Annotated in this window: 8 protein-coding genes and 1 tRNA gene; 1 reads left to right on the top strand and 8 read right to left on the bottom strand. The window is 71.3% G+C overall.

All coding sequences use genetic code 11. From position 1 onward, the window contains the following. Positions 1–61: 61 nt before the first annotated feature. The 6 genes from pknB to V4Y03_RS16540 all read right to left on the bottom strand — a co-directional run bounded on the left by pknB (position 62) and on the right by V4Y03_RS16540 (position 8,166). Entirely contained in the window at positions 62–2,047 is a 1,986-nt protein-coding gene (gene pknB / locus V4Y03_RS16565; RefSeq protein WP_332435427.1) for a Stk1 family PASTA domain-containing Ser/Thr kinase, read from the bottom strand. A 142-nt stretch (positions 2,048–2,189) separates the two neighbouring features. Beyond that, a complete protein-coding gene (locus V4Y03_RS16560; protein ID WP_332435426.1) occupies positions 2,190–3,656 on the bottom strand; it encodes a peptidoglycan D,D-transpeptidase FtsI family protein in 1,467 nt (488 codons plus the stop codon). Continuing rightward, entirely contained in the window at positions 3,653–5,074 is a 1,422-nt protein-coding gene (locus tag V4Y03_RS16555; protein WP_332435425.1) for an FtsW/RodA/SpoVE family cell cycle protein, read from the bottom strand. The genes V4Y03_RS16560 and V4Y03_RS16555 overlap by 4 nt, the downstream gene beginning before the upstream one ends. A 26-nt stretch (positions 5,075–5,100) precedes the next feature. After that, a complete protein-coding gene (locus V4Y03_RS16550) occupies positions 5,101–6,591 on the bottom strand; it encodes a Stp1/IreP family PP2C-type Ser/Thr phosphatase (protein ID WP_317875424.1) in 1,491 nt (496 codons plus the stop codon). A 179-nt stretch (positions 6,592–6,770) separates the two neighbouring features. Further along, positions 6,771–7,295 carry an FHA domain-containing protein FhaB/FipA gene (locus tag V4Y03_RS16545; RefSeq protein WP_317875425.1) on the bottom strand — a complete coding sequence of 175 codons (525 nt, stop codon included), beginning with the start codon at positions 7,293–7,295 and terminating at the stop codon, positions 6,771–6,773. Positions 7,296–7,305: 10 nt separating this feature from the next. After that, positions 7,306–8,166 (bottom strand): DUF3662 and FHA domain-containing protein, encoded by an 861-nt coding sequence (locus V4Y03_RS16540; RefSeq protein WP_332435423.1) that lies wholly within the window; start codon positions 8,164–8,166, stop codon positions 7,306–7,308. A 420-nt stretch (positions 8,167–8,586) separates the two neighbouring features. Between V4Y03_RS16540 and V4Y03_RS16535 the strand changes: the two genes are divergently transcribed. After that, positions 8,587–8,673: transfer RNA gene (locus V4Y03_RS16535), tRNA-Leu, on the top strand. A gap of 175 nt (positions 8,674–8,848) precedes the next feature. Here the strand turns inward: V4Y03_RS16535 and V4Y03_RS16530 are convergent. Both V4Y03_RS16530 and V4Y03_RS16525 read right to left on the bottom strand, forming a co-directional pair. Further along, positions 8,849–10,393 (bottom strand): hypothetical protein, encoded by a 1,545-nt coding sequence (locus V4Y03_RS16530; protein ID WP_332435422.1) that lies wholly within the window; start codon positions 10,391–10,393, stop codon positions 8,849–8,851. Between the two features lie 48 nt (positions 10,394–10,441). Next, positions 10,442–12,988 (bottom strand): hypothetical protein, encoded by a 2,547-nt coding sequence (locus tag V4Y03_RS16525; RefSeq protein ID WP_332435421.1) that lies wholly within the window; start codon positions 12,986–12,988, stop codon positions 10,442–10,444. Positions 12,989–12,997: the final 9 nt, after the last annotated feature.

Below are 12,997 nucleotides of genomic sequence, written 5' to 3'. Positions count from 1 at the left end.
CGAGCCCCGGCACCCGGTGGGTGCCGGGGCTCGCCCCTTGCGTACGGCCTACGGCGTTCGGCTAGCCGAACCAGCCGCCGCCGTCCTGCTTCTCCGTCTTCACGTTGACCGGCTGGTTCGGCTGGCCCTGCGTGCCCGGCGGCACGTCCTGCTCGGTGACCTTCGCGTCACCCCGGTTGGGGCCGTCCACGTTGCCGAGCTGGTAGCCCATCGCGGCGAGCGTGGTACGCGCCGCGTCCAGGGTCATGCCCGTGATCGGCGGGACCGGCTGCGTCGTGGGCTGCTGCGGACCCTTGGAGACCCGGAGCTTCACCTCGGCGCCCTCGCCCGCCGTCGCGTTGCCGTCCGGGGTCTGCGCCAGGACCTGGTCCTTGGGCTGGTCGTTGTCGACGTACTCGGTGATCACGACGAAGCCCAGTTCCTTGAGCTGCTGCTCGGCCTGCGCCAGCTGGTTGCCGACCACCGGGGGAACGGTCTTCTGCTTCTGCTTCGCGACGGTGATCGTCACCTCGGAGTTCTTCTCCGCCTTGGTGCCGCCGTCGGGGTTCTGACGCAGGACCGAACCCGGGTTCTCGTCGGACTCCTCCTGCTCCACCTTGACCTTGAAGCCCTTGCTCTTGAGGGACTCCTCGGCGCGCTCCTGGGACTGCTCGACCACGTCGGGGACCTCGGTGAGGGGCGCGCCCTCGGAGAGGTACACCTGGATGGTGCCGTTGAGTTCCATGGTCGCGGTGGCGTCCGCGACCGGGATCTGACGGCAGATGGCGCCCTTGGGCTGATCGCAGCGCTCGGTGCCGGCCTGCTGGACCTTCACCTCGGCGTTGGTCGCGAGTCCCGTCGCCCTCTCCATGGTCTGGCCGACCAGCTGAGGGATGACGACCTTACGGGGGCCGTCCTTCTCCTGGACCAGCGAGACGCCGATGAAGATCGCGCCGACCAGCACCAGGATGCCCGCGAGGACCAGCAGGATCGTCGAGGTGTTCGACTTCTTCTGGCCGCCGCCGCGGCGCCGGTCCGGGCGGTCGTCGTAGCCGTAGCCGCCGTCGTCGTGGTTGATCGGGGGCAGCATCGTGGTCTGGCCACCCGGGTCGGCCTGGCGCAGCGCCGTCGTCGGCTGGTCCTCCGGCGGATAGCCGTAGCCCCCGCCGTACGCGGGCGCGCCCGCCATGCCCATCCCCATGCCCATCGCGGCAGCGGCGGCGACCGGCTGACCGTCGAGGCAGGCCTCGATGTCCGCGCGCATCTCGTCGGCGGACTGGTAGCGGTAGTCGGGGTCCTTGACCAGCGCCTTGAGGACGATGGCGTCCATCTCGGGCGTGATCTCGGGGTCGAAGTTGCTCGGCGGCTGCGGCTCCTCCCGCACGTGCTGGTACGCGACCGCGACCGGGGAGTCGCCGATGAACGGCGGACGGACGGTGAGCAGCTCGTACAGCAGGCAGCCCGTGGAGTACAGGTCGGAGCGGGCGTCGACCTGCTCGCCCTTGGCCTGCTCGGGGGAGAGGTACTGGGCCGTGCCGATCACCGCGGCGGTCTGCGTCATGGTCATGCCGGAGTCGCCCATGGCGCGGGCGATGCCGAAGTCCATGACCTTGACCTGACCGGTGCGCGTCAGCATGACGTTCGCCGGCTTGATGTCACGGTGCACGATGCCGGCGCGGTGCGAGTACTCCAGCGCCTGGAGAATGCCGACCGTCATCTCGAGCGTGCGCTCGGGCAGCAGCTTGCGCCCGGAGTGCAGCAGCTCACGCAGGGTCGACCCGTCGACGTACTCCATCACGATGTACGGGATGGAGACCCCGTCGACGTAGTCCTCACCGGTGTCGTAGACCGCGACGATCGCCGGGTGGTTCAGCGAGGCGGCGGACTGTGCCTCACGGCGGAACCGGGCCTGGAAGGACGGATCGCGGGCCAGGTCGACCCGCAGCGTCTTCACGGCGACGGTGCGGCCGAGCCGGGTGTCCTGTCCGAGGTAGACCTCGGCCATGCCACCACGGCCGAGCACCGAGCCCAGCTCGTACCGGCCGCCGAGGCGACGCGGCTCTTCCATAGCTAATCCAGCCCTCTCCGTCTGTCCCGACCGCACCCATGGGTGGTCCGGCGGTGTGTGCTGTTCGCGCATACGGTACCGGCCCCGGGCAGACGTTCCGCCAGGGACCGGTACCTGATACCTGACCGGTACATGGGCGAGGTCAGCCGCGGGTCTTCAGTACCGCCTTCATGACGGCCTTGGCGATCGGGGCGGCGAGACCGCCACCGGTGATGTCCTCACGGTCCGTGCCCTGCGAGTCCTCCACGACGACGGCGACCGCGACCGGGGAGCCCTCGGCGGTCTTCGCGTACGAGATGAACCAGGCGTACGGGCGCTTCGCGTTCTTCTCGCCGTGCTGCGCCGTACCCGTCTTGCCGCCGACCTTCACGCCGTCCATGTTCAGCTCGGCCTTGCCGCCGGTGCCGTTGGAGACGACGTTCTCCATCATCTGCTGGAGGAGCTGGGCGTTCTTCTCGGAGACCGGGCGGCTCATCTCCTCCGGCTCGGTCTTCTTGAGCAGGTCGACGTTGGGCGCGCGCAGCTCGTCGATCATGTACGGCTTCATCAGCTTGCCGTCGTTGGCGATCGCCGCCGTGACCATCGCCATCTGGAGCGGGGTGGTCGCGGTGTTGAACTGGCCGATGGAGGAGAGCGCGTTGCCACCGCGGTCGGACTTCTTGTCGTAGACCGAGGCCGCGGAGCGGACCGGGGTGAACTGCTCGGCGTTGAAACCGAACTTCTCGGCCGTCTCCACCATCTTGTCGCGGCCGACGTCGTCGCCGAGCTTCGCGAACACCGAGTTGCAGGAGACTTCCAGCGCCTTGTTGAGGCTGGCGTTGGCGCAGCCGTTGGCGTGGTTGACCATCGGCACCCTGGAGAGCGGGATCTTCCAGCCCTCGGGGGTGTCGGTCGCCGCGTTGATGTCGGTGACCTTGCCGCTTTCCAGGGCCGCGGCGGCCGTGACGACCTTGAAGACGGAACCGGGCGGGTAGATCTCGCGGATCGCGCGGTTCAGCTTCGGCTTGTTCTTGTTGTTCTCCAGCGCCACCCAGGCCTTCTCGTCCTTGGCGGAGTAGCCGGCGAAGGAGGAGGGGTCGTACGAGGGGGTGGAGGCCATCGCGAGGATCTTGCCGGTCTTCGGGTCGATCGCGACGACGGCGCCGGTCTTGCTGCCGAGGCCCTCGAAGGCGGCCTTCTGCGCGGCCCCGTTGAGGGTGGTGACGACGTCGCCGCCCTTCTTCTTCTCGCCGGTGAACATGGCGAGGGTGCGGTCGAAGAAGAGCCGGTCGTCATTGCCGGTGAGGATGCCGTCCTCGATCTTCTCGATCTGGTTGGCGTCGTAGGCCTGCGAGGCGTAGCCGGTGACCGGGGCCCACATGGGGCCGTCGGTGTAGGTGCGCTTGTACTTGTAGAACGTGTCCTGGGAGTCGACGGAGCCGGTGACGGGCTTGCCGTCCACGATGATGTTGCCGCGGACGTTGGCGTACCGCTCGATCTGCACCCGCTTGTTGCGCGAGTGGGCGTTCAGCTCGTCGGCGCGGACGAACTGGAGCCAGTTGTCGCGCAGGAGCAGGGCGAGGACGAGCAGGCCGCAGAAGATCGCGACCCGCCGCAGCGGCTTGTTCACGGACGGACCACCTGGGTCATCTCGGCGTCGGGGGACGGGGCGGGGGCGGGCGCGGGACGGCGCGCGGTGTCGCTGATCCGGATCAGGATGCCGACCAGGGCCCAGTTGGCGATCACGGAGGAACCGCCGTACGCCAGGAACGGCATGGTCATACCGGTGAGCGGAATGAGCCCCATCACACCGCCGGCGACGACGAAGATCTGGAGCGCGAAGGCGCCGGAGAGCCCCATCGCGAGCAGCTTGCCGAAGGGATCACGGGCGGCGAGGGAGGTGCGGACACCGCGCTCGATGATCAGCCCGTAAAGGAGCAGGAAGACCATCACACCGGTGAGGCCGAGCTCCTCGCCGACGGTGGCGAAGATGAAGTCGGAGTTGGCGGCGAAGCCGATCAGGTCGGAGTTGCCCTGGCCGAGGCCGGTGCCGAGGATGCCGCCGGAGCCGAAGGACATCAGCACCTGGGTCATCTGGTCACAGGCCGGGACCGTGTCCGCGCAGGCGAACGGGTCGGCCCAGGCGTCCACACGGGCCTGGACGTGGCTCGCGAAGGAGGCCACACCCACCGCGCCCGCGACGGACATCAGCAGACCCATGACGATCCAGCTGGTCCGCTCGGTCGCCACGTACAGCATGATCACGAACATGCCGAAGAACAGCAGCGAGGTACCGAGGTCGTTCTCGAAGACCAGGATGAGGAGGCTGACCGCCCAGATCGTCAGGATCGGGCCGAGGTCACGGCCACGCGGCAGGTAGAGCCCCATGAACCGGCGGCTCGCCAGCGCCAGGGCATCCCGTTTCACCATCAGATAGCCGGAGAAGAAGACCGCCAGCACGATCTTCGCGAACTCACCGGGCTGGATGGAGAAACCGGCGACGTTGATCCAGATCTTGGCGCCGTAGACGGGGGTACCGAGGCCGGGGACCAGGGGCAGCAGCAGCAGGACGAGGGCCGCCGCCATGGAGATGTACGTGTAGCGCTGGAGGACACGGTGGTCCTTCAGCAGCAGCAGCACGCCCACGAACATGGCGATGCCGATCGCCGAGTACAGCATCTGCTTCGGGGCGTCCGGGCTGAAACTTCCGAAGTCCCGGACGGACTTCGCGATCAGCCGCGGCGACTGGTCAAGCCGCCAGATCAGCACCAGGCCCATGCCGTTGAGCAGGGTCGCGAGGGGCAGCAGCAGCGGGTCCGCGTACGGGGCCCACTTGCGCACCACGAGGTGGGCGACACCGGCGAGCAGGGCGAGGCCGAGTCCGTACCCGAGCATGCCGGCCGGGACCTTGCCGTCGATCGCCAGGCCCACGTTGAGGTACGCGAACACCGGGATGACGACGGCGAATGCGAGCAGCGCCAGCTCGGTGTTGCGGCGGCTCGGCGCCTCGATCGCGCCGATGGTGGTCGTGTTGGTGACAACGCTCATGGTGGTGAAAGGCCCCCTACGGGTGCTTACTGCTTGCCGCAGTTCGAGGCCAGCTTCTGCTCCTCCGCGGTGAGGGCGGGACCCGGCGACGGAGCGGCTGTGGTGGGCTTGGAGTCAGGGGTGGCGGTGCCGTCCGGCTTCTGGGCCGGCGGCTTGCTCGCCTGGTCGGCTGCCTTCTCGGCGGCGGCACGGCGCTGCTCGGTCTTCTTGCACGCCGAGGCCTGGAGGGCCAGCTCGGAGATCTTCGTCTCGGCCTTGCCGAGGCTGCCGCCGGTGATCGTGTCCTCGACCTGCTTCCGCTGGTACGCGGGGAGGTACTTGAGTTCGATCTCGGGGTGGTCCTTCTCGACCTTCGACAGTGAGATCCACGCCAGGTCCTGGCTGATGCCCTGGTAGAGCGCCACGTGCTGGTCCTTGGAACCGACGAAGTACTGCTTCTGCGTCCAGCGCCAGCCGCCGTACAGCCCGCCGCCGACGACCGCGAGGACGAGGACGAGCAGGAAGGAGCGCTTGAGCCACTTGCGGCCGGTCCGCGGCTTCTCGAAGTCGTCGTCCGTGTACGACTCGAACGAGCCCTGCGGGGGCATGCCGCCGTAGCCGTGGCCGTCACCGCTGCCGGGCGGGCCGAAGCCGCCGGCGGGCGGCTGCTGGTGCGGAGCCGTACGACCGAGCCCGGAGGCGCGGCCGGCCGGGGTCTGCATGGCCCCGCCGTCGTTCAGCTGGGCCTGGTTCTCCGCGACGGCGCCCACGATGACCGGGATGTCGCTGAGGTGGCCGGCGAGGGTGTCGCCGCCGTCGACGTCGAGGACGTCGGCGACGATCACCGTGATGTTGTCGGGGCCGCCGCCGCGCAGTGCGAGCTGGATCAGCTCCTGCACGGTCTCCTGCGGGCCCTGGTAGCTGGCGAGGGTGTCCTCGAGCGTCTGGTGCGAGACCACGCCGGACAGTCCGTCGGAGCAGATCAGATAGCGGTCGCCGGCCCTGACCTCGCGGATGGAGAGGTCGGGTTCGACGTGGTCGCCGCTGCCGAGCGCGCGCATCAGGAGCGAACGCTGCGGGTGGGTGGTGGCCTCTTCCTCGGTGATCCGGCCCTCGTCGACGAGGCGCTGCACCCAGGTGTGGTCCTGCGTGATCTGCGTCAGGACGCCGTCACGGAGCAGGTACGCGCGGGAGTCGCCGACGTGCACCAGGCCGAGCCGCTGGCCCGTCCACAGCAGAGCGGTGAGCGTGGTGCCCATGCCCTCCAGCTGCGGGTCCTCCTCGACCATCATCCGGAGCTGGTCGTTGGCGCGCTGCACCGCCGTACCGAGCGAGGTGAGGATGTCGGAGCCCGGGACGTCGTCGTCGAGCGTGACGAGGGTGGAGATCACCTCCGAGGAGGCGACCTCACCGGCGGCCTGGCCGCCCATGCCGTCGGCGATGGCGAGCAGCCGGGGACCGGCGTAGCCCGAGTCCTCGTTGCCCTCGCGGATCATGCCCTTGTGCGAGCCCGCGGCGAATCGCAGGGACAGAGTCATGCGCACCTGCCCTGTCGACGCCGCATCGGGGTACGGCCGGTCTCGACCCACACTGCCCACCCTCCGGTCGCTCCGGTCACACCGGTCGCTTCAATCGCTCCGGCCAGGAGCGCGGCACGGCCTGTCGCGGGGACCGTCCCGACTCGCTCGCTCCGTTCGCGCCTATTCATGATGTAGCACTACTTCCGCAGCTCGATGACGGTCTTGCCGATGCGGATCGGCGCGCCCAGCGGAATCGGTGTCGCGGTGGTGAGGCGGGTCCGGTCGAGATACGTGCCGTTGGTGGACCCGAGATCCTCGACGATCCACTGGCCGTCCCGGTCCGGGTAGATCCTGGCGTGCCTGCTGGAGGCGTAGTCGTCGTCGAGGACGATCGTCGAGTCGTGCGCCCGGCCCAGCGTGATCGTCTGCCCCTGGAGGGCGACGGTCGTGCCGGTGAGGGTGCCCTCGGAGACGACCAGCTTGGTCGGGGCGCCACGGCGCTGCCGCCCGCCGCCCGCGCTCTGCTGGCCGCGCTGCTGTGGTGGCGCGGCGGTCTGCCGCGCCGTCTGCTGCTGAGGTCGCGCCTCCTGGCGCCGCGAACCGCGCTGGGTGACCCGCGTACCGAAGAGGTCGCTGCGGATGACCTGGACGGCCACGATGACGAACAGCCACAGAACGGCCAGGAAACCCAACCGCATGACCGTCAGGGTCAGCTCTGACATTGCCCCCGCTTCACCCTTCGGCTTGCCGGTAAACGATGGTGGTGCTGCCCACGACGATCCGCGAGCCGTCGCGGAGCGTAGCGCGGGTGGTGTGCTGCCCGTCCACCACGATGCCGTTGGTGGATCCCAGATCCTGGATCGTCGAGGGCGTTCCGGTCCGGATCTCGCAGTGCCGGCGGGAGACGCCGGGATCGTCGATCCTCACGTCCGCGTCGGTGCTGCGGCCGAGGACCAGGGTCGGGCGCGAGATCTGGTGGCGGGTGCCGTTGATCTCGATCCAGCGGCGCGGCTGAGTGCCCGCCCCGCCGTGTGTGGCGGGGCCGGGGGCCCCTGCCGCCGGCCGGTGGCCGGTGGCGCCGGGAGGCGGAGCCGCGGGCATGGGCGGGGCGCCGGCCGGGGGGTACCCGTAACCGCCGCGGCCCTGGCCCGGGCCCTGCTGCTGCTGGGGCTGAGCGGGCTGCTGCCGGCCGCCCGCGGGCTGCTGCGGCTGTGACGTACTCGACGCCAGCGTGCGGCTGCGGACGCGGTACAGGCCGGTGTCGAGGTCCTCGGCCTTCTCCAGGTGGACCTTGATCGGGCCCATGAAGGTGTACCGCTGCTGCTTCGCGTAGTCCCTGACCAGGCCGGCGAGCTCGTCGCCCAGCTGGCCCGAGTAGGGGCTGAGGCGCTCGTAGTCCGGTGCGCTCAGCTCCACGATGAAGTCGTTCGGGACGACGGTCCGCTCGCGGTTCCAGATCTGCGCGTTGTTGTCGCACTCGCGCTGGAGCGCGCCGGCGATCTCGACCGGCTGGACCTCGGACTTGAAGACCTTGGCGAAGGTGCCGTTGACCAGACCTTCGAGACGCTGCTCGAAACGCTTCATGACTCCCATGGGGCACCTCCTCGGTCGTTGTGGTCCTGGTACTGCTTACTGATCGTATCCACGCGTCGGGAAATCGGCTGGTTCCCCTTCTCTGCCCTGTGGACGAGTGTCACCTCTCACAGGCGTTCCCCACGGATCGTAGAGGCGGCCTGTGGACAGTGTCCCGCACCCGGCTGGAGAGATCGGGAGAGAGGTGGCGTCCGTGGAGTCGGTCGGGGGTCGGTTCGGGGTCGGTCGGGGGTGGGTCGGGGGTCGGTTCGGGACGGTCCGGGCGGTCCGGGGAGGGTCCGTCTCCCTCCCCCTCCTCACCTTGTTCTGCGCGAGCGGAGCCGAAACAACGGATGTGAATCCACGGTCTGCGACGTGCTAATCTTCTGATGTCGCCAGGCGCTCACACCTAAAGGTGAGGGAGCCCGGAGCACACCCAATGCGCGGGTGGCGGAATAGGCAGACGCGCTGGATTCAGGTTCCAGTGCCCGAAAGGGCGTGGGGGTTCAACTCCCCCCTCGCGCACCAGGAGCATCGCTCCAGTAGTACCGATGAGAAGGTCGGCACCGTGAAGACGGTGTCGGCCTTCTTCGGTTTTCCGGGGTGGGCCGGGGTGGGGTGCTTGGGTGCGGCCTCGGTGTGAGGTAGTACACAGAGGCCCGCCGCTCCTCGGGGTGGAAGAGCGGCGGGGTCGGTGGTTCGGTCAGGAGGCCGTGCAGTCGACGCGGACCGGGGCCGCTGCCGCGTGGCGGTTGTCCGCGCCGTTGCCGCGGTTGTCCAGGACGACGGAGATCTTGTTGTTCGAGACCGGGAACCGGCCCGCAGAGACCCACTGGCCCAGGTGCGAGGGCTGGTTGATCTCGAAGCTCCCGATGTTGTTCGTCGAGCTCTGCGTGAAGGCCCGGTAGACCGTGTAGTGCGCCGGGGTGCCGCCCACGTACGCCATGTCCCGCACGTTCGGTATGAACACCTGCACCGCGCACGTGCCCTTCGTCACCGAGCCGGTCGTGAACTTCCACTGCGCCCAGATGCCGTCCGAGCGCGAGCTGCCCGACATCGGCATGCTGTAGAAGAAACCGCTGCAGCCGTACGAGGTCGTGCCCCCGCGGTTGGTCACCCAGCCTTCCTTGCCGTCGGTGTACATGTCCCCGACCGCGAAGCCCGGCGTCTCGCAGCCGGGGCCGATCAGATGCGCGTACGTGACCGGCTTGGGTGCGCTCGTCGCCGGCGGCGGTGCCACCGGCTGGTTCTTCGGGGGCGCCTTCGTGGCCGGCGGAGTCGTCGCCTTCGTCCCGCCGCCGCCCTGGGTGCCCGCGGTCCCCCCGGTGCCGCCGCCCGCGGCCGGAGGCGCCGTCTGCCTGCCCGCGCCCGGGGACCGCGGGCCCTGGGACGTGCCCGAGCCGCCGTTCCCGTACGTCACGCCCGTGCCGGGCTCGTGGATCCCGCCGATCGGGCCCAGCCCCTTGCCCGTGCCGCCATCGGGCCCCGGACCCTTCACCGGCGCCCCGCTCTTGCCCTTGCCCCGGTCCGTGCCCGGAGCGGCGAGCTGCTGCTCGCTGGGGACGATCCCGGGCCCGGGGCCCCCGGGGTGCATCGAGCTGCCCGGAGGGGCTGCGGCGGCCGAGGAGCGCGGCTTGTCGTCGGGGCCCGAGACGAGGAAGGGCACCCCGATCAGGACCAGACCGCCGAGGACGGCGGCCGCGATCATCGGCTTGTTGGGGCGGCCGAGGGGAGGAGTGGCGGAGGCGGTGCCGGTGCCGGAGGACGGGGTGGAGGGGGTTGCTCGGGTGGCCGCGGTTGCGGTCGTCGCGGTGGTGGTTCTGGTGGCGGTGGTGGCAGCCGTGGCGGCTGTGACTGCGGCTGCGGAGGTTGCGGTCGCGGCTGCGGTGGTTGCGGCGGTCGTCGCGGCTGCGGGGGTGGCGATGGCCGCCGGGGGCGCCGGGGTGGTTTCCGGTTCCGGTTCCCGTTCCGCTTCTGCTTCTGGCTTTGCTTCCGCTTCTGCCTTCGGCTCGCTCGGCGCGGGGGTCGGGGCGGGTGCCGTCGCGGTGGCTTCCGCCGTCGCTGTGGCCGTGGCCGTGGCCGTGGCCGTGGCCGTGGCGGCCGTGGCGGCCGTGGTGGACACCGCTTCCGCCGTCGCCGGGAACAGGCCCGCCGACGGTTCCTCGCTCAGGACGGCGAGCGCCGCCGCGCGTCGCACCGAAGAGTCCCCGGTGCTCTCCGCTGCCGGGGTGGACTCTCTGCTTGCCATGGCTGGTCTGCCTTTCTCGACGGGGGAAGAGCCTTGTGGGGCACCCACTCAGAGCGCCTGCGGGACGTGGAGGAACGGGCCGGTGCACCGGTCCGGCCAGGGCGCGGTGCCGGACCGGCGGGCCGCCGCGTCCAGCCGTTCCAGGGCTTCGGGGGACGGCTCGCGGAACCTGCCCGCGTCCGCCGGGAGTTCGGCGAGCAGCACCCGGGCGGGCAGCTCGCCGTCCGCCTCGTGGCGGGCGACGACGGCGAACGCCGTCCCCGCGGCGAAGAGCGCCTGCGCGCCGTTCCCGTCACGGGACAGCACCGCCGTACGCCGGGCGGTCATCGGCCGTACGGCATAGCGGACATGGGACAGGGGTGGTACGGGCGCGTCCGGCGTCTCCAGGTGCACCACGTCCAGCGGGGCGTCGCACACCAGCACCGCACCCGGCACCACCTCGTCCGGTACGGACGGCTCCGCCACGGCGCGGACCAGCGTGCCCCGCAAGGCGGGCAGGCGCCGCAGCCCGGAGGCCAGGCAGGCGGCGTACGGGCGCAGCGCCTCCGCCCCCTCGGCGAGCGCGCGGGCACCGAACGGGTCCTCGGGCGACGACGCGAGGTACAGCCTCACGGCGATCAGGTCGGCCCGCACCGCGTCCTCCCCCGACCCGCGCAGCGCCGGCATCCTGATCAGCGCCTGCCCTACGGGGCCGCTGTGCTCCTCCCAGACGGCCGCCGCCAGTTCCCGGAACGCCCGCCGGTCCGCCTCACCGCTGAACCCTTCGGGAGCACGGCGCACCGGGGCGCGGAGCACCGGAGGGCGGAGTGCTGGGGTGGTGGGTGCCGGGGTGGGGGGCTTCGGGGCAGGGGGTGTCGGGGCCGGCGGGGGCGGCGTGCGGGTCGGTTCGGGTTCTGCGGGCTGCGCCGCGGACGCGGACGCGGGCGGGGATGGGGACGGGGTCGGGGTCGGGGTCGGGGTTGGGGCCGACGCCGGGGTTACGGGTTCCGGCTCCCGTTCCGGTTCCGGTTCCGGTTCTTGTTCAGGGTTCGGTTCCGGTTCCCGTTCTGCTTTCGGAGCGGTTGCCGTTCTGGGGGTGGCCGCCAGGGGCAGGCCCGTACGGACCGCGAACCGGCGCAGTGCCGCTGACGCTTCCGGTTCCGCCTCCTCGGAGACGGCGAGTTCGGCATGCGCGCGGGCCGCCGGTTCGAGGGTGGCGAGGAGGGCCGACAGGTCCCGCAGGGTCGCCTCGCGGACCGCTTCCTCGGCCAGGCACTCGGCCGCCACCTCCACCCGTAGGGCACGCGGTTCGCCCGCCCTGTCCCGTACGGCGGACGGCGGCACGTGCGTGGCACCGATCCAGAGGCCCGAACGCACGGCCACCGCCCACCCACCGGAGGGGAGCCGGAGGGTCGCCGGTACCGGGCCGGGTGTGCCCGCCGATGCCGGGAGGTTCCAGGCGGTCGGGCGAGGAGACGGGCGGGAGCCGTCGTCTCCGGTCGGGGAGCAGAGGAGGGAGGCGAGCGGCGCCGGCCAGGTGAACTCGCCCTCGGGGGAGAGCAGTCGTACGGATTCGGCCGGTCTCCGATCCGGCTCCTGTTCCTCCGCTTCCGCTTCCGGTCCGTCTTCCGTTTCCGCCTTCTCCGTCTCGGAGGTGAGCGGGAGGCCCAGGGTCACCTCCAGTTCCGCGCCGAGGAGGTCGCACACCTCCTCGGCCAGCGCGGTCGCGTCCCGCCCGTCCGCCGGTACGAGCCGCAGGGCGCGACGGATCTCGGAGGGCAGCGAGGCGAGCAGCGTCGCCAGGTCCTCGGCCGCGACCGGGTCCGCGCGCGGGGTGCCGAGCAGTACGGCCGGCCGCTCGGGGTCGACGGCGACGGCGTACGCCGGTCCGTCGGGGCGCGGTGCGGCGGCGTCCGCCGGGCCGAGCGCGAGCCCGGCCGGGACGGCCCGTACGACACCGGCCCCGACCGGGCCCAGCGGAACCCGGGTCAGGGCGCGCTGCCAGCGGGGTGCGGGCAGCCGGGTGCCGAGGGGTTCGGGGGCCTCCCCCGGTACGAAGCGCCACCAGCCGCCGCCGGGAGTGGCGGGTTCCGTGACGTAGAGCAGGCCGCCGGGAGCGAGGACGGCGGGGGCGTCCGGGGCCTCCAGGGTCACGTCCCAGGCATCGGCGAGGCGCTGGGCCAGCGGCCCGTCCTCTCCGGCCGGGGCGGCGGCGCCGGACAGCACGAGGCGCAGGGAGAGCGGCTCGTCCTCGCGCAACCGGGCCAGCAGGGAACCCAGTTCCTCACCGAGGTTGCCCGCGGCGGACTGCGGTACGTCGACCACCACGACGGGCCGCCGGGGGTCGGCGGGCAGCGCCTGTACGAGGGCGCGGACGGGCGAGTCCGGGGCCTCCGAGGAACGCAGGAGGTGGCGGTGGGGGAAGTCGTCGCGGACCGTGCGCGGTGCCGGGGCCACGGCCGGTGCCGGTTCGTTGGCTTCGGTGGCGGGGACGGTCGCCGGAGCCGTACCGGCCGGTGCGGGGGTGCCGCGGTGGCGGCTGAACCGCCGTAGCAGCCGCCTGGACCTGCCCCCGTCCGAGGCTCTCTCCGCCCGGTCGTCGTCACCCTGTCGCACGTGCCCTCC

The sequence above is a fragment of the Streptomyces sp. P9-A4 genome, assembly GCF_036634195.1.
Lineage (GTDB): Bacteria > Actinomycetota > Actinomycetes > Streptomycetales > Streptomycetaceae > Streptomyces.
Note: the sequence above shows the minus strand (reverse complement) of the source record. Positions and strands in the feature narration are given on the sequence as shown.